Below are 17878 nucleotides of genomic sequence, written 5' to 3'. Positions count from 1 at the left end.
TTCCTTATTATAAGTTTCGCCTACAAGCTCTGAGGCATAGATTCCCCTTGCAACCCCATCCCTTAAGCTCCTCCGCGGCATCCAGCCCAAAAACTTCCTTATATGCGTTCATTAATTCTGATCAGTAATTTCTTTAAGATGATCTTCTCTTCGTCACTAAGGGCTTGAACGATTTCATCCTCCACTTTTTGGAAGGAGTCATTAAAGCCTTCAATCAATTCAACCGCTTTTGGTAATACATATATATTTTTTTGCCGTTCATTATTGGCCGGGATTTTGCGCTCGATGAACCCTTTTTGCTCTAGCCCTTGAAGCATGCTTGTAATGCTTGCCCCGCGTAGATGAAACCGATCTGCAAGGTCCTTTTGAATAATCTGATTTTTTTGGTTCTCATAAATGTAATCGATTACTTTTCCTTGTTGAGAACTTAATCCTAGTTCTTTTATACTCTCATCCGCTCTTTTCTTTAATTTAAGACCGATAATCTGAAACAAATCCATATAAGGCGTATCTTTTCGGGAATCCATGCTCGTCCATCGTCCCCTTCTGTAATTGTTAGGAATCTAATTGTAAGTAGCTAAAATATACAGTGATCCTATAGGATTGTCAACTAAACATTAGTACATTGACAGTTAGAATTCTAACAGTTATACTCCGAAGTGTCGAGTCACAAAAAAACACATGGGGAGGAATTAAAATGGAGAAAGTAAACCAAAATGCTGTATTAGAACAAATTACGGCGATTACAAATGTACAAATCTTTGATGGATATCAAATTATTGCTCCCAGACACATTATCATTAAAGGGGAGTCCATTATTTCCGTGGGCGGAGACATTCCAGTCGATGCAACGATTATCGATGGCGAAAATATGACACTAATACCTGGTCTGATTGATGCACATGTTCATACCTCCATCGGCGGATTACAAGATGCCTTAAAATTCGGCGTTACAACAGAACTAGAAATGAACGGCGATTTTACTAAAAGAGGACGCGATATTCAGTTAAAAAATGTGGATGGCGTCGCGGACGTCCGTTCTGCTGGTACAGCGATTACCGCTCCTGGTGGACACCCAGACGAATTACTGCCGGATGGAGATGAAATACCTGAATTCATATTGAAGGAACTAGAGAAGTTATCCGAGGAAGACAGGGAAGCAATGTTGGCCGCATACGCTCACGATCACGATGAAATCCCTCAAGTGACGACGGTTGAAGAAGCGGTCAAACATGTGCATACCCAAGTGGAGAATGGGGCCGACTATATTAAGATCATGATTGAAGAAGGAACCGTCATGGGTGCACCTGGCCTGCCTGTTCTAAGCGATGAGATTCTAAAAACAGCTGTGACTGAAGCACACAAGTTCGATAAGTTGGTCATCGCCCATGTCTTGACGGCTCTTTCATCGAAAGCAGCCATCGATTTTGGTGTCGACGGTTTGGGCCACGTGTTTATCGACAGACCCGAGAGCACGGCCGAATTAGTTAAATCCATAGCGAATTCAGGAGCTTTTGTTATACCGTGTTTGGTGTTGAATTCATCGATTATCGGAAATCCAGCTTCGGAATTGGCGAATGACCCGCGGGTTCATGCCAAATTAAATCCGGATTGGATCGATATTTTGAACTCAAGCTTCAATACGTTCCCGCAAGGCAATATGGAAAACAGCTTTAAGAATGTGATGGATCTTCACCGTGCTGGAGTTGATATTCTTGTAGGAACGGATGTCGCGCCGGTTCCGGTTCCGAACCTTGGTGGCCTTGCTCATGGGGCCAGTGTCCACCACGAAATGCAGCTTCTGGTAATGGCCGGTTTCACTCCGATCGAAGCTCTTCAGTCGGCTACAACCAAACCCGCCCGTTGCTTTGGTCTTCATGATCGCGGCCGGATTATCGAAGGTGCGCGCGCCGATCTTATTCTCATACACGGTGATCCGACCACTAATATTTCGGATACCTTATCAATCAAATCCGTGTGGTTCAAAGGTTTGCGGCAACTAGGTTAGAACCAGAGACTATGCCCTTTGCTGTCACAACCTTCAACCACTATAAAAATGCATGAATCAAAAATAACACAGCAAACGCTAGTCCACATCTTAAATGCCATTTCTTATCGAGCCTTCTGTAGCGGAATAAACCCGAAATCGGTACCGGTAACAGGACAATTAATGCAAGCAGCCCGCTAATGTTGTTGAAATCCCATTTAAAACCAAACATAAACACAGCAACCGTATGGAGTAAGATAAGTGCGATAGCGAGAATAGCAATTGTAACATGATATTTCTTGACAATACGAAGCAGCATAACCAAACCTTTTTTCAGATGAGCGAATTTCCCCAAAGTGCGTTGTTTAATGATAAAAGCTAAAATATAATTCGATACGACCACGAATAGGGCTATACGGGCATTGGAGCCATAATCTTTGAATGTACGCTCAAAAAGGCGACTGTGTATTGTTGTTGATGGTAAATGAAAAAGACTCCAAAGCTGCCATATTAGATAGATTGTGGACACTGCCATCGCACCAAAAACCCATATGCGTTCTTTCTTGGGAATCCACGTTTGTTTCACTTCTAGATGTTGCTGAGAATTCATCTTAACTCCTCCAATATCTTCGAGTCTTCATATCGTCTTTCCTTGTATCGCTGAAAGATAAGTTTTAAAGTTTCGTTTAAAATTACCGATCCGATGAAAAAGCCCAGGTAAGTTGTATCTTCAAATTCACTAATGAATTAATCCCCCTTATCAATTAAAGAAATTTAATTTTTGAACTAAACTCTACTCCAAGTCCCTCAACTTCATTTGAATATGATAACTCGAATGATATCGAAAACAAGAGGTGCTGAAATGGTGAATAGAGCTCGAACAATTGGCAGCAAATGGGTCAAAACAAAGGTGCTCTTATTAAACAAGGAACTTCGCAGATTTGTACCGGAAACAAGAGTCTACAGTCAATCGAACCTTTTTCAAATGCTAAATAAGCATAAAATGGTTTATGTCAAACCAATCAATGGTTCTTGCGGACAAGGTGTTATTCGTGTAGAGAAATATGATAAATATCGTTATCAGGCTGGCAAAACAGTTAAATCATTTGGGACGTTTCAAAGCTTATTCGCCGCTCTAAGCAAAGCCAAGTTAAACAGATCCTATCTTGTACAGCAAGGTATTCATCTCTTAACGCACCAGAAGCGAATCTTCGACACACGTATCATGGTTCAAAAGAACACTCATAAGAAGTGGGAAACAACGGGTTATATTGGCCGAGTTGCTCATCCTCGCAAGATCGTAACGAACTTTCATAATAGCGGCAAACCGCTGCCTTTAGAATTATTACTTGGTTCCCATTTAAAGAATCAGCAGAAAAGTGATTATATCCAAAGCTTAAGACATTTAGGGTATCGAATTGCAAGGCACTATCAAAAGAGTTATCCCGGATTTAAAGAAATTGGTGTTGATATTGGAATCGACAAACATTTAAAACCGTGGGTGCTGGAAGTCAACACAGCGCCTGACCCTTTTATTTTCAACCAATTAAAAGATAAAAAAATGTTCTTCAAAGTCCTGCGCTATGCGAGAGTAAACGGCCGGTTCTTACGTGTAAAACGCAAATAATCTATGGTTACATTAGCAGCCGTATAACAGCTCCAATCCTCTTAAACAGGGGGATTGGAGCTGCTTACGTTTTAAGAGGGCAATTTTTGTTGACGGACCATCATTTTAATTCCTAACAAACCCAGAGCGACTACACCAGCCGCGACAATCAGCCATATAGGATGGTGGAAATGCATAAACATGTGATCCCACGCTTTACCAAGCTTTTGACCCAGAAATACAATAACTAAAATCCAGGCCATTGCACCCAAATACGAGATACTTATAAATTTAGTGAACCGCAATTTTATTGCCCCTGCAATGAACGGAGCCGCATGTCGAAGACCGGCCACATAAAAGCCTACTAATAGTAAGATAGCTCCATGCTTCTTGAAATGCTCTGCCCAATTTTCTAATCTGCTTTCAGAAAGCTTAATCCACTTGGTTACTTTGCTAATCCGCTCGAGCCCTATACTTTTCCCCAGGAGGTAATTAACTGTCATTCCAGCACACGCTCCTAGCCAAGCGAAGCCGATAATGCCACCTACATGTAAATTCGTCTTAACGGCTATATAGCCTGCACCTAACAGGATAATCTCGATCGGTAACGGGATGCCAACAATGCCAAGGAAAAGTGCTATAGAAATACCGGCATAACCGTAATGGGTGATTAACAAGATCATTGAATGATGATTCATCTTTCTTCACCTGCCTCGAATTGATCCTATCATAGGAATGTGAAAATCACATGAGAGAATTCTTTAAACATGAAGGAATCTTATGTTTGGATTGTCAAGGTATTTCCGTTCATCCGATTCTCATGATCTTCTAATAATTGTCCTTCAAGCCTCACTGGACCTAGCATTCCCGCATGTTTGGTAATCTATAGGGAATACCGGATATGTTAAGGTTATCTCAGGTGAAAACCTAAAACACGATCCTGAAGGGGGATATCCAATCATGAACAACATGAAAAAGAACCGCCTAAGCAAATCGCTATTAGGTATTACACTTAGTGTATCCTTATTTGCATCTGCTAACCTAATGATGGCGCCGCAATCCGCGCATGCTGCAAGCAATGTTTCTACAACAGCAGCTTCAACATCAACATCGATATCTGGGAAAGCAAATAGTATCCTTACAACGGGTAAACAATATATCGGTGTCAGGTATAAATTCGGTACTCAAAAAGGCAGCACCAGCTCCTTTGATTGCTCTTCTTTCACACAATATGTTTATGGCAAAAATGGGATCAATCTTCCCCGTTCTTCTAAGCAGCAGTCACAAGTAGGAACTTTTGTTCCTAGAAATCAGCTACAACCGGGTGATCTAGTCTTTTTCTACTCGCCAATTCATCATGTTGGTATTTACATGGGGAATGGAAAGGTTTTGCACACTTACGGCAGCCCTGGTGTTACGATTTCAGATATGAACTCTGGCTGGTGGAGCAAAAATTACAAAACAGCCCGTCGTGTGATTCACTAAGCTAAGCTCAGAAGACCTCTTTCAGTTCTCCAACTGAAGGAGGCTTTTTTCTATGGCAGAACATCCCGCTTTCCAGGTACATAAGATGTAAGGCGATTACTTTCAAATACCTTGAAAAGAGAGCTGTTCATGTCACATAAATTACTTGTCATCGAAGATGAAGAGAAAATAGCAAGGCTGCTCCAACTAGAACTCACTCATGCCGGGTATATTGTGGAGCTAGCTTCAGATGGCTCAGAAGGACTACGAAAAGCATTAAATGAGAAGTGGGACCTCATTCTTCTAGATATTCTGCTTCCTGTATACAACGGTTTTGAACTGATTAAATCCTTTCGCAAGAAGAATTCAGAAACTCCTATTATTGTGGTAACTGCCTGCGACACCCCCGCGGATATTGTAAATGGACTTGATTTGGGGGGCCAGGATTATATAACGAAACCCTTTCACTTGGAAGAGCTGCTTGCTCGGATTCGCGCTTGTATACGCCGCCAAAATCAATTCCAACAACCCGATGATGAGCTGAATAAGCAAGACTCCTTGATTTATACGGTGAAAGGAACAAACGTGAATCTTCGCTCCAGAGAAGTGTTACAGAATAACATTAAGATCGACTTTACACCAAAAGAATTTGAACTTCTCGTCTATTTGATCGAACATCAAAATGAAATCCTTAGTCGGGAACAAATCATGAACCATGTATGGGGTTACGATTTCCTTGGGAATTCAAATCTGGTGGATGTATATATAAGGTATGTCCGCAAAAAGCTACTTGCGCCTTACCCGAACATTCGAACCATCCGTGGTATTGGGTACCTCTTGGAGGTCTAATTGATATGAAAATCAAAACTAAAGCTTCCCTGCTTTCATTCTTTTGGTTAATTAGCATCCTAATTCCGCTTACCTTCATTATTTACTATCTTTATGCACAGTACGAAAAAGAGGAAGAGCTCGAAACGCTTCAATTTACGGCTAACCAAATGCTCACGCATATAAGTCCTATGGAATTGCTTCAAGAAGATAACGACCGAATATTGAGAAGGTATCTACCCGATCACTCCATGATTCGCTCACTTGATCTTTCTTCTAAGGTGATAAACCAAGCAGCCAACAATGACGAACTAGCCGTTATTCCGCCAAAACACATCGATACACACGAGACTTATTCGCAAAAACTTAATGAACAGACCGTTATGATTGTTCGAACACCCATTCACCAAGGAACAGAAGTCATAGGAACCTTAGAAATCATTACGGAACCAATAGAGCTTGACCAAAGCTTATACCGATTGGTTGGTATTATTGGCATCGTAACGCTTGCTGCTATGCTGCTCTCTCTATCTGCTAGTTTTTTATTGTCCAAACTGTTATTCTTACCGCTATCCCGTATGATTCAGACGATGAAAGAGATCGAAACGAGTCTTGCGAATACCAAACTCCCTTTGAATCGAAAATCAAAGGATGAGCTCTATCAATTATCTGAGACATTTAATCATTTGATGGAACGGATTGAGATAAGTATGAAGAAACAGCGGCAGTTTATATCTGATGCCTCACATGAGTTCAAGACTTCACTTACGATTATTGAAGGCTATTCGTCTCTCATTCGCAGATGGGGTTTTGAAAACATAGACCTTCGTATGGAAGCTCTTAACGCTGTTCATACCGAGAGCAAGCGTATGAAACACATTACTTATCAATTGCTTGAATTGGCTGAACTCGACCATGAGCCTAAATTAACGCTGTCCTTATTTGATCTTGTCACACTATGTAAAGAGAACATTCAACTTCTTCAGCCACTCTCCGACAAAGAATTCATACTTATCCCCACCGAAAGCAGCATCATGATGGAAGCAGATCGGCCGCAAATAAAACAAGTCCTCTTCATTATTATGGATAATGCGATGAAATACATGAACCATCACACCCGGATCTTCCTCTCTCAAACAGATTCAAATCATTGTATACGCATTGTTGATGATGGCATAGGCATTCCCGCAGAAGAATTACCTTTCGTCTTCGAACGATTCTATCGTGTAGATCGATCCCGAAGCAGACAAACCGGCGGTTCAGGCTTAGGTCTAGCCATAGCTAAATGCATTGTCAATTTACATCATGGCACAATTCAAATAACCAGCGATCGGCATAACGGAACAGAAGTCATCGTTACCATCCCCAAATTGAAAACCTCCAACCCGTTTTAGGACTTGGAGGTTTTGGCTTGGATGTTCATCTGGATCATGCCTCCCCTAAATTGACGCTAACATGAATTGGCCATTCCAATGATGCATGATATCTTTTACGATATGAGCTGCTGCATGACTTCGGTGCAATTCCTCCATATGATCCCGAATTTCTTCATATTTCTGAGGATGATGAATGAAATATTGAATGCTTTTCGAAAGCTCTTCGATTTTATTTGAGATTGAAGCTACGCCGCGGCGTGATAAATATAGAGCATTTTCTTTCTCTTGCCCACCATTAGGCTTATAAATGAAAACCGGCACTCTTAAGGCTATGGCCTCTGTCAATGTTAATCCGCCTGCTTTCGTTACCATACAACTCGCTTGCGCCATCCAATCATGAAGATTATCAACAAACCCATGAATGGTTATCCCGCTATAAGCTGCAAACTCTACTTCCAATCTATGTTTTAACTTCTCGTTATGACCACAAACAACGACCAATTGACAATGATTTATAAGAAAAAGCGTGCGCATCATTTCCTCGATATAACTTGTTACACCGCTATCCGTGGCCATAATAAGAATGATTTTCTTCGGCTGATTTCTTGCACGAATCCTCGTATTGGCGAACTCTTGTCTGAGCGGAATTCCGCTAACCTCTATTCGGTCCTTGTTAATTCCTCTTTCAATGATTTGCTTTTTTAAGTCTTCCGTTGCCACATAATATCGATCGACTTTCGGGTGAAGCCAACTAGCATGCAAAGCGTAATCTGTAAGCACGGTATAATTCTTAATCCCCATTGAACTACAAACGATTGGAGATGCACCGAAGGGGAACGTATTGACGACTACATCCGGACGTTCTTCGTGAATAATCTCTCTCAGCTTCTTTTGCCCTAAATAGGTCATCGACTTCTGAAATAAGGCCGTTTCTTTGGTTTCCCGTGTCAAATAATAGCTCCAACCATAATAGTCAATTCCTAGCCGCGAAACTTTCATGCTTTTGCTAATCAACGTAGATGTAATCGAATGGATCCATGGATGGCCTTCCTTCATTAGATTCACAATCTTCACATTCTCCACACCTTGCTGATTGAATTGCTGTAACAATGCTTTAGAAGCCTGGAGATGTCCATTCCCATAATTAGCCGTAAGGATTAAAACACGAGGATTAAATGGTATCATATGCCTACCACCTTTCATCACATACTTTTATAACCGGAACCGATAACCTGCTCCCCATACCGTTTCAATGTATTGCGAATTGGATGGATCAACTTCAATTTTTTCTCTTAATTTACGGATATGGACCGTAACCGTCTGGGCATCTCCCATAGCATCAAATCCCCAAATCCGTTCAAATAGGTGATCTTTACTAAATACTCGATTTGGATTCGTAGCTAGAAAATAGAGCAAATCAAATTCTTTGGTTGTTATATTAATCTCCTGATCATGAACAAATACCCGACGGGAACTATTATCAATTAAAAGTCCCTGAATGCGAATCTCATCTTTATTTTCTTTGGTACCAATTAATCGTTCGTATCGTGCTAAATGTGCTTTAACCCTTGCTACTAATTCACCGGGTTTGAAAGGCTTCGTAATATAATCATCAGCCCCTAGACCTAGTCCGCGAATAACATCAATATCCTCTTTTTTGGCGGTTACCATCAAGATTGGAATCTGATATTCCTCGCGAATTTGCTTGCATACCTCAAATCCGTTTAATATAGGCAGCATGACATCAAGGATGATTAAGTCGAACTCTCCACTAAGACCCAACTTAAGGCCTTGTTCGCCGTCAGTTGCGATATCGACCTTATATCCATTTACCTCCAAATAATCACGTTCAAGTTCTGCAATGAGCTGTTCATCTTCAACAATAAGTACCCGTTTCATTCATTCCCACCGTCTTTACGCAACTTTTGCGGTAATTTTATGGTAATAGAAGTCCATTCGCCTTTCATACTGTGTGCGCTAATGGACCCGCCATGCCCCTCGATCATTTGTTTGGAAATCGCTAACCCTAACCCGCTTCCCCCATTGTTGCTGTTCCTAGACGGATCTGCCCTGTAGAAGCGATCAAAAATATATGGGAGCGCTTCAGCTTCTACACCAGCCCCATTATCCCTAATTTCTATAATGACGCTTGTCCCTGCAGTTTTTGCTTGCAAAGTGATGGACTTTTCCGTTTTGTTCATATATTTTAAGCAATTGTCTACAATGTTAGAAAAAACACGTCTTATTTTGTCTCGATCAATGGAAACCAGTGTTTGCTGGTCAACTGCGATCTCTGACTTATAATGGATGCCTTTTTTATGGAGTTCAAATTCAAGTTCGTCCGACCAATCCATTAGAAAATCGGAGAAGTTGACGACTTCAAAGTTAAACGGTACTCTTTTCAAATCCAGTTTAGAAAAAAGAAATAATTCATCGATTAAATGATCCATTTCTTCCGCTTTGGATGAAATGATTTCGATGTATTTTTGTCTTTTGTCCGTGGTATCTGCAATTCCATCACCTAGTCCATCGATATAACCTCTAATCGCCGTAAGCGGGGTCCGAATATCGTGCGAAATGTTAGAAATCAATTCTTTTCGGTTTTCTTCATATTGAACTTGCGTTTGAATAGATTCTTTCAGTTGTTTGCGCATTTGTTCGAAGGCTATACTGAGCTGCCCAATCTCATCGGTGCTTGTTATCTGAACTTGGAAATCCAGATCACCGGATTGGATCCTTTTCATTGCATTCTTTAACTTGCTTAGGGGTGAAATAATACTTTTAGAAACAAAATAAGTTAATGAGCTATGCGTCAGAACTAATATAATAAGGAGCATTATAAAAAGAGCCGGGAAAAATTTCTGTATAAAATTAACTAACGGATTAACAGTCGTAATAATAAAGACACTTCCAGACTGCTGGCCAGAAAAATAAAAATCAAAAGAACTAATCTCCAGTAATTCGTTCCCAATATGCTTGGCATCTTCGTGTTCCGGATGGCCAGGATGCTTAAATACCGGTAATTGCTGAAGTACATCCGAATTTTCCAAGGTTGGAGATATATACACAAATGTATTATCTTTTCGTACAATCATCCTTGAGTTATTGGTTTGCAGTTCTTGATCGATGTCTGCCAGATAAGTCAGGTCGGCAAGCATGGCCGGATTTTTCTCCGAGGTTCGTTTCATTTCCTTGAACGTATGCTCTAGATTCTGATTCTCGAATAGTCCGACTCCCGAGCTCACTTGTTCGCGAATACCCTGGAAGTCTCCGCGGAATACCACGATTAATAAGATGGCTGTAATCATCATCATTACGAGTGGAACTAGCAGCATGGCTGCATAGGAAAGTAATAATTTTAGACGAATTGACATGTGCAGACCCCGTTTATTTATACTTCTTTTCGATCGAATTTATAGTAACCTAGTGCCATAAACAACATACAACTTGAAATCAGGAAAAGTGAAGTCGTTACTAATTTACCATTGGAAACGGACGGACTTAACCATAACATATGCCAATCTGTATACGATGTTGGTGAAAAGGCAGCGAAATTGTGCAACAAGAATGGCGCTATTTTAGCTGCTGCAAAAAGAATGAGTGCAAAAACCATATATCCACTGGCTGATTTGAAAAACTGTGAAACAAATACAAACAAGGACGATAAGGCTACCATAGAAACAAAAGCAGCAACATAGGCTTTCAACATTCCCAATATTTCCGTGAAGCTAGATGTTGTTCCAGCAAAATAGCTACAAATAGAGGTTACGATGCCGAGTAGAATCAGGATTCCAGCCATACAGGTGACAAGAGCAGCCGCTTTTGTACCATAGACTTGAAACCGTGAATTGGGTCGTAGTAAAGCAAGTTTCATCGTTCTGGATCCTACTTCGCCAGGAAATAAATCAGCCGTGATGGTTAAAATCAAGAGCGGGATCCAAATGCTCGTATAAATCGATAGCATCTCAATCGGAAAAGACTGGCTAACTGCAAAAAGTCCAAGGAAAGGCTGTAATGCTTGAAGTGAAACAGCGAGTACGATCGGCAATAAAGCTGAAAAAATAGCAAACATCACGACTTTTTTTCGATAAAACATTAAGTAAAGTTCATTAAGGTAAGCAGCACGCCATCTATGCACTCGCGTTGTCCTCCTTTGGAAGCTGAAGCTCATCGATATAGAATTGCTCCAGGGATTGATTTTTTTGCAATAAGTCAGAGACATATCCTTCTCTTCTCAACTGCCCCCCTATAACGATCCCAACTCGATTACATAACTGTTCTAACTCGTGAATCATATGGCTCGAAATTAGAAATGAGGTTCCCATTTCCGTGGACAACTGCTTGATTAATTTCCGAAACATCACGGTTCCTTCAATATCCAATCCATTCGTAGGCTCATCTAATATGACGAGTTTCGGTTCAGGCAATATAGCCGCGGCAAGCGCTAATTTTTGTTTCATCCCTGTTGAATAGCCTTTAATTTTTTCTTTGCGTACTTTAAGTAAGCCTACACGCTCTAATACTTCTTCGATTTGTTTCGATACGACAGCTGGGTAGAACCGAGCTACTAATTCTAAATACTGATTTGCTGTAAGAAAATCATGAAAATCCGCCGATTCAACCATCGTGCCTACATGCTGCATCCCCGCTTCAAAATGTTCGGGAATTTTATGATTAAACAAAGTAATTGTTCCTTGATCCGGTCGAATTAAACCCGTTATCAATTTTAAAAATGTCGTTTTCCCTGCACCGTTTGGCCCGAGCAAACCATACACATCACCAGCATATAGCCGAAGCGTCATATCGCGAATTCCGCGTTTATTGCCATATTCTTTACATAGATTAGTTGTTTCTAAAATGATATTCATTTGCTTCCCCCATTCATGAACAGCAGACAAGCTTCAACAGGGAAGCCTGTCTGCATGAGCATCTAACTTGCGTAAACCATTATTGATTTTGCTTTCCTTGGTGATCGTGCTTCAACGTTTGCACCGTTTTTCCAGTAAGATCAACGGTTTCGGGTGTTGTTTGATTATAATCTGAAAGATTCGCTTGAAGGTGCAGCGTCACTTGATGTACGGTGCCGGCATCATCTTTGCCTGATACGGTTAGATCCGCTTCTTGATGAGAAAGATAATTATTTGAATTCACTGTTGCTTTAATCGATACATGTTCAATTTTGATGTCCTGGGTCAGTTGAGGAGCTGCATTTTTCAGAAAATCCTCTTGAAATGGTAGGGCATTCGCCTGAACAGCATCATCATTTTTTTCGCCGTCGTGTTCGGTCTTAGTAGCTTCTTTAATAGCAATTGGCGCTAATGCGTTTACTACAGTTGGAATTTGCGCATTATCCAGTTGTATCGAAATCTCTTTGGAACCATCGTCCTTCGTATCAACAGCTACATAGTCTTTCAGATTCCCGACTAGCGCATCAATGACCGTTTCAACTTGCTGAGGTATTTCCGTTGAATTCAGCTTATTCTCGGTTTTATGTTTCTTCACGTTCTCTTGTTTCACGAAATACACATCACTGGCAGCTGATTTAAGTACTGTTTGGTTGGCTTCCTTATAGAAGCTAAGTGCTTGCTGTGTGCCGCCGACTGCTACATCTGCGTTTCCGCTTGCAGTTTTCGAATCTAGACTGACTTTAAAATTTCCACTCGCACTAGCAAGCACTGCTCCATTATCCTGTAACGCCGCTTCTGCTTGTACAGCAACATTTTGAACCGTTTTGGTATTTTTAAGCGCTGATTTATAGGCTTCATACCCTGATGTACTCGCCATTGCGCTAAACCCAGTTGTCACCATAACGATGCTACTAATCCCAACAGCACTGCCTAACATGATCCACTTTTTTTTCATGATTTCCTCCTAATATAGGGAGGGATCTTTGAGTGAAGCTCAAAGTCTCTCCTTTTTGGTATTGGGCTTACAACTAAATCATAGGCAACAAAAATGAAACGCTTATGAACCATTTCTTAAAACTTTCTTAACTATCCATTTATTCAAAAAATAAAAACCCGTTCATCACTTGAACGGATTTATAGAGACTTATAGTTTTGCTGAATATTCGCTAACGATCTTCTTCTTCCAAACTTTGTTCTCCACAACTTCATACCAATGAATAACTCGGAATAGAATATTTTGCGCTTTTGGAACCCTGTTTAATAATTGATGTACAACAGCCGCGGCAGCTATGCCGAGCACTGCTCCTGCCAAAACGTCTGATGGGTAATGAACCCCTGTCCATACTCGCGATAATGCAATACAAGCCGCTAAGACAAGCCACACCATTCCTTCCTTTCTACGAAAAATCCAAATGGAAGCAGCAATGACAAAAGCGCCGGTTGCATGGTCACTTGGAAATGAAGCATTCGCAGGATGTTCAATCAATTGAAGTACCGTATGCGTTACGAAAGGACGGTCTCGATAGAAGAAATGTCCGATAATTCCGCTGCATGCAAATGCTACACAGGCAGAAACAAGCGATTGCGCAACCATTTGGCGTTGGATTCGATGCCTAGTAAACCAATAAATCACTATGCCAATGTAAAATACGTACTCAGCATAAGAAGCAAACATACGCATAACAGGATTTAGAACATCCATCGTGCGTCCTAACCCATTAACCATTTGAAACAACTGATAATCCAACTGAGCGAAACTCATTTTCATCAATCCTTTAATTATAGTAGATGCCGCAAAGACGACATGACAATAACTTTACATGAGGAAAATGAGAGGAAAATGAGAAAACATAACAATATAAATTTATAACTTTGGAAACTTCACACTTATTTTTGTTCCAACTTTCTCCTGACTGCTGACCGTTATTTCTCCCTGATAAGTATTGACGAGACGCTTAGCAATGCTTAACCCAAGTCCAGTTCCTGCTAATTCACGGCTCCTTGCCTTATCCACACGGTAGAAACGGTCGAAGACATGCGCCAGATCCTCCTTGGGAATGCCAACTCCATGATCTGCGATGGTTATTTCAACTTCATTTTTAAATGTTGTTCCTTCAATTAAAATTCTTTTATCTTCTTTCGTGTATTTGACGGCATTATCCAAAATAATTAAGAGAATCTGCTCCATATGCAGTGGGTTTATCGATATGAAAACATCTCTAATTTTCACCAAATTCATCTCAAATACAAAATCCGGATGAACTAACTCCAATCTTTTTATCGTCTCATGAATAGTAGGTTCAAGTTGGGTTGGCTCTCTATTTTCATATGAGAATTGAGACTCTGCTCTCGTTAATGTCAGTAATTCTTGAACAATACCTCGCAAACGCCTTACCTCTTGCAGAGATGCTGACAGTGATTCATCGAGCACAACAGGATCGGATTTGCCCCAGCGATCTAAGAGCGATAAATGCCCCTCCAAAATGGTTATCGGCGTTCGAAGCTCATGGGAAGCATCTTCAACAAACTGTTTCTGTTGACGAAAGGATACTTCCAGTTGATCCATCAATTCATTAAAAAGTTTCGCTAAACTGGATAATTCGTCCCCATTTTCGATCTGCACAACTCGTTCCTTAAGTCCATTCTCCTGGACGTTCTGCATAGTTGATGCCAACGTTCGAATCGGACGCATGAACTGCCGCGCAATGGCTAAACCACCGAGTCCGCTAATAAAAATAGCCAGTACCCCACCGACTGCCATTACCCACAAAATTGTCTCGCTAAAATGATCGAATGTTTCCAAATTACTTGCCAGCTCAATAGTCCCAACAAAGGCATTGGTAATCAGTGGACTCCTGTATATTAAAATGTGCTCTTCCTGATGGGTAATGTCGGTTAGCTCTTGAGAGCTAGTTGGTTTCCGTGAAACCAAGTTCTCATCAAAATGATTTGAAACAGTCAGTAATGCATTCCCTTCCTTATCAAGGATACGTATCATTTGATTTTTTCCAATAATCTTCTCTAAATAAGATCGGCTATCTGAAATTTGCAAAGTCTCTGTCCTATTCAATTTCTCGTTAAAATAGTCTTCAAGCTGAATCATATTGACTTGAATTTGGTCTTTCTCCTGTTTCAGCATCCATTGTTTAAGCACTATGTATTGAGCAAAATTATAGGTTACAAATATCAAAAAGATTAACGCGGTAGCCCCAAACATGAGCTTCCACTTGATCGGAAGGCGCCGAATCATCATGGTTAGACGTTCTATCATCTCATTACATATCCTATTCCTCTTATGGTATGAATTAAATTTGTTTCACCGTTATAACCTAGTTTGTTTCGCAAATACCTCACATAGACATCGACAACATTTGTCTCAACCAAAGAATCATACCCCCATACTTGATCCAAAAGCATATCACGTGTTAAGACAAGATTATGGTTCTTCATGAACATAACTAATAGATCGAACTCGCGTTTCGTAAGCGGAACAATTTGTTGATCCTTATAGACAATACGGGCATCCACATCGACAGTAATATTCTGAAAAGAAAGCTTTTCATGCGTGTCGTTTCTTTCTAACTCCGTGCGGCGAAAAATAGCTCTTATTCGAGCTAATAATTCTTCAATGGCAAATGGTTTTGGCATGTAATCATCAGCACCGCTATCTAAGCCAGATACACGATCCACAACGCTATCCCTGGCTGTCAACATCAGGATCGGTGTCTTCTTGGCTGCACGAATCCGTCGACACACCTCAATGCCATGAAGTCCCGGCAGCATGAGATCCAACAATATTAAGTCCCACTCTTCTTGAAGCGCTAATTCCAATCCGGTTTTCCCATCATAAGCGGCCTGCACTTCAAATAATTCATGCTCCAGCTCCAGTTGAATAAATCGGACTAAGTTTTTTTCATCTTCAATGAGCAATATTCGTTTCATCGTTATCTCCCTGATCCATAAGTTAAAGTTTACCAGTGCCTGTATCCCCAAGTAGTTTGAAGATCAAGACGTTTTTCTATACAGTATCATCCCATTGAACGACTTTAACAATAAAAAATGAGAATTTAATGAGAATTACACAGAAGCATTCGAATCCTTACCATGTACTTACAATTAATGCCGATACAGGCCGCTATTTAACCGTAAAGTGGCCATTGCGGAGCTGAAGCGAACTAGCGTCCGCTATTTCTCCGTTTTGGCAGGGAAAACGGAGATTGGCAAGTAAATAGAGCCCTGTAGTTCCGCGAACACGTGGAATCGACCGATTTTGCCAGGAATAACGGCCCCAGGTTCCCTTAACAAAGAGAAAAAACGGCCCGTGTTCGCGACTGTTGCGCGAATGGGCCGTTTTTTTCATTTTAAGAAATTACCATACAAATGCGGATGTGATGATTACCAAAAGAATAAAGAGAACCAAAATTGCTGCTGCGTTGTTACCATAACCTGCACAACTACCACCATAACCTACTGCTCCCATGTGTACTCATTCCCCTCTGGTGAAATGTCACTACGGAATAAAATATGTTGGTTACGCCATGATTGATTGGACGTATGTACCAAATCGAGTATAAATAACTTCGGGTCATCCCCTTTTTAAACCATCCCGGAAAAATAGTACAAATTCCAGCCATGTGCCCACGCATTATCTTTAAACGACAAAAAAACGGTCTGTATCGCTTCATTTCGCGATAAGACCGTTTTTTGTTTTTTACGATGTCAGGTTAGATTGCAAAAGTCATCAAGATAATAACCAAAAGAATAAAAAGAACCAGAACAGCTGCTGCATTGTTAACACCATAACCAGCACAACTTGCACCACTCATATCTAGTCATTCCCTTCAAGTAAATTTTCATTACGGTATAATCATACGCACAGTACGTCATCATTGCTTGGGCATAAGTCTATATTCTGCTTCATTTTTCAATTATTGTTCTGAGGTAGTGAAATAACAGGTTGAACTACACGTTTGCCCAAGCGGAAATTTAATTTTTGCATAATTTAATTCTACTCATCATCGTGAAGGAGACCGGTTGTTGAAAAGGGAGTGAAAGTTATGAAATCGCGCGATTCCCTAGGTGGTTATAAGGCCTACATTAGTCTAGGTTCTACATGTCAAACAGCCCATCAGCTTAGAAGACTGGGCTTACGAAAATATGCGGGACCCCTAGATTGGTTTATTTCCGATTCGACAGAGGAAGTGGTTCGTTTGATAAATCATCGATTCAAAGGATTTATGGAACTTAACCAGCTTGAACTCATTGGCACTACCTATGAATGCTTTGTTATAAGAGATAACGCAAGTGGCGTTACATCTTTCCATGACTTCCCTCTTTATCTCACTGCAGAGCGATGGCGTGATGCTTATCCCGCGTTTAAAGAAAAGCTCAATCGACGCGTAGATCGGTTTATGAAAACTATGCAAGGTCAACCCATTCTTTTTATTAGAACCAATGCTACAAAAAAGGAAGCACAAGAGCTGCATGCCGCATTAAAAAAGCTGAAACATGGAAAATTCCACCTTCTGATCGTAAATAACCACCAGAAAGACAGCAAAGATGTGATTTACGAGTCTTGGGGGTTAAATGGCATTAGCTCGGTGCTCCTACCACAAGGGGAAGACTGGAGAGGATCTAACCAAGCTTGGGATACGTGTATGAACGGTTTAAAATTGAAAGCTTCGTCCCTTCGTTGAGTTTGACCCTGCAA

19 protein-coding genes are annotated in these 17878 nt (G+C 40.7%); 6 read left to right on the top strand and 13 right to left on the bottom strand.

Annotation, left to right across the window (positions count from 1 at the left end; genetic code table 11):
• Positions 1-98: 98 nt before the first annotated feature.
• Positions 99-527: a MarR family winged helix-turn-helix transcriptional regulator gene (locus tag PCH02S_RS20185; RefSeq protein ID WP_127455744.1), complete on the bottom strand. Its 429-nt coding sequence runs from the start codon at positions 525-527 to the stop codon at positions 99-101.
• Between the two features lie 170 nt (positions 528-697).
• On the opposite strand from PCH02S_RS20185, the gene PCH02S_RS20180 reads away from it, so the two are divergent.
• Positions 698-2008, top strand: coding sequence for an amidohydrolase family protein (locus PCH02S_RS20180; RefSeq protein WP_127455743.1), 1311 nt, complete (start codon positions 698-700; stop codon positions 2006-2008).
• A gap of 40 nt (positions 2009-2048) precedes the next feature.
• On the opposite strand, the gene PCH02S_RS20175 is transcribed toward PCH02S_RS20180, so the two are convergent.
• Positions 2049-2597, bottom strand: coding sequence for a hypothetical protein (locus tag PCH02S_RS20175; RefSeq protein ID WP_127455742.1), 549 nt, complete (start codon positions 2595-2597; stop codon positions 2049-2051).
• Positions 2598-2849: 252 nt separating this feature from the next.
• Between PCH02S_RS20175 and PCH02S_RS20170 the strand changes: the two genes are divergently transcribed.
• Entirely contained in the window at positions 2850-3614 is a 765-nt protein-coding gene (locus PCH02S_RS20170) for a YheC/YheD family protein (protein WP_127455741.1), read from the top strand.
• 71 nt (positions 3615-3685) lie between these two features.
• On the opposite strand, the gene PCH02S_RS20165 is transcribed toward PCH02S_RS20170, so the two are convergent.
• Complete coding sequence (locus PCH02S_RS20165) at positions 3686-4291, bottom strand: DedA family protein (protein WP_127455740.1); 606 nt, start codon at positions 4289-4291, stop codon at positions 3686-3688.
• A 262-nt stretch (positions 4292-4553) separates the two neighbouring features.
• On the opposite strand from PCH02S_RS20165, the gene PCH02S_RS20160 reads away from it, so the two are divergent.
• The 3 genes from PCH02S_RS20160 (at position 4554) to PCH02S_RS20150 (ending at position 7279) form a co-directional block, all read left to right on the top strand.
• Positions 4554-5078 (top strand): C40 family peptidase, encoded by a 525-nt coding sequence (locus tag PCH02S_RS20160; RefSeq protein WP_127455739.1) that lies wholly within the window; start codon positions 4554-4556, stop codon positions 5076-5078.
• Positions 5079-5207: 129 nt separating this feature from the next.
• A complete protein-coding gene (locus PCH02S_RS20155) occupies positions 5208-5906 on the top strand; it encodes a response regulator transcription factor (protein WP_127455738.1) in 699 nt (232 codons plus the stop codon).
• Between the two features lie 5 nt (positions 5907-5911).
• A complete protein-coding gene (locus tag PCH02S_RS20150; RefSeq protein WP_127455737.1) occupies positions 5912-7279 on the top strand; it encodes a HAMP domain-containing sensor histidine kinase in 1368 nt (455 codons plus the stop codon).
• Positions 7280-7324: 45 nt separating this feature from the next.
• Here PCH02S_RS20150 and PCH02S_RS20145 read toward each other — a convergent pair whose 3' ends face one another.
• The 10 genes from PCH02S_RS20145 to PCH02S_RS20100 all read right to left on the bottom strand — a co-directional run bounded on the left by PCH02S_RS20145 (position 7325) and on the right by PCH02S_RS20100 (position 16648).
• Positions 7325-8446 carry an MGDG synthase family glycosyltransferase gene (locus PCH02S_RS20145; RefSeq protein WP_164819642.1) on the bottom strand — a complete coding sequence of 374 codons (1122 nt, stop codon included), beginning with the start codon at positions 8444-8446 and terminating at the stop codon, positions 7325-7327.
• 27 nt (positions 8447-8473) lie between these two features.
• Complete coding sequence (locus PCH02S_RS20140) at positions 8474-9160, bottom strand: response regulator transcription factor (RefSeq protein WP_127455735.1); 687 nt, start codon at positions 9158-9160, stop codon at positions 8474-8476.
• On the bottom strand, positions 9157-10635 hold the full coding sequence (locus PCH02S_RS20135; RefSeq protein WP_127455734.1) for a sensor histidine kinase: 1479 nt from the start codon (positions 10633-10635) through the stop codon (positions 9157-9159). Before PCH02S_RS20135 ends, PCH02S_RS20140 begins: the two co-directional genes overlap by 4 nt.
• 17 nt (positions 10636-10652) lie before the next feature.
• Positions 10653-11399 carry an ABC transporter permease gene (locus tag PCH02S_RS20130; protein ID WP_127455733.1) on the bottom strand — a complete coding sequence of 249 codons (747 nt, stop codon included), beginning with the start codon at positions 11397-11399 and terminating at the stop codon, positions 10653-10655.
• On the bottom strand, positions 11392-12129 hold the full coding sequence (locus PCH02S_RS20125) for an ABC transporter ATP-binding protein (RefSeq protein ID WP_127455732.1): 738 nt from the start codon (positions 12127-12129) through the stop codon (positions 11392-11394). Before PCH02S_RS20125 ends, PCH02S_RS20130 begins: the two co-directional genes overlap by 8 nt.
• A 79-nt stretch (positions 12130-12208) precedes the next feature.
• Entirely contained in the window at positions 12209-13123 is a 915-nt protein-coding gene (locus tag PCH02S_RS20120) for a hypothetical protein (protein WP_127455731.1), read from the bottom strand.
• Positions 13124-13312: 189 nt separating this feature from the next.
• Positions 13313-13930, bottom strand: coding sequence for an undecaprenyl-diphosphatase (locus PCH02S_RS20115; protein ID WP_127455730.1), 618 nt, complete (start codon positions 13928-13930; stop codon positions 13313-13315).
• 102 nt (positions 13931-14032) lie between these two features.
• On the bottom strand, positions 14033-15439 hold the full coding sequence (locus PCH02S_RS20110) for a HAMP domain-containing sensor histidine kinase (protein ID WP_246069177.1): 1407 nt from the start codon (positions 15437-15439) through the stop codon (positions 14033-14035).
• Positions 15436-16110 carry a response regulator transcription factor gene (locus tag PCH02S_RS20105; RefSeq protein ID WP_127455729.1) on the bottom strand — a complete coding sequence of 225 codons (675 nt, stop codon included), beginning with the start codon at positions 16108-16110 and terminating at the stop codon, positions 15436-15438. The genes PCH02S_RS20110 and PCH02S_RS20105 overlap by 4 nt, the downstream gene beginning before the upstream one ends.
• A 427-nt stretch (positions 16111-16537) precedes the next feature.
• The gene (locus PCH02S_RS20100; RefSeq protein ID WP_127455728.1) at positions 16538-16648 is read right to left on the bottom strand and encodes a YjcZ family sporulation protein; all 111 of its coding nucleotides are present in this window, start codon (positions 16646-16648) and stop codon (positions 16538-16540) included.
• A gap of 577 nt (positions 16649-17225) precedes the next feature.
• Here PCH02S_RS20100 and PCH02S_RS20090 point away from each other — a divergent pair.
• Positions 17226-17864 carry a DUF1796 family putative cysteine peptidase gene (locus PCH02S_RS20090; RefSeq protein WP_127455726.1) on the top strand — a complete coding sequence of 213 codons (639 nt, stop codon included), beginning with the start codon at positions 17226-17228 and terminating at the stop codon, positions 17862-17864.
• Positions 17865-17878: the final 14 nt, after the last annotated feature.

Source organism: Paenibacillus chondroitinus NBRC 15376 (assembly GCF_004000765.1).
Taxonomy (GTDB): domain Bacteria; phylum Bacillota; class Bacilli; order Paenibacillales; family NBRC-103111; genus Paenibacillus_E; species Paenibacillus_E chondroitinus.
This window is presented reverse-complemented; position numbering and strand designations above follow the sequence as displayed.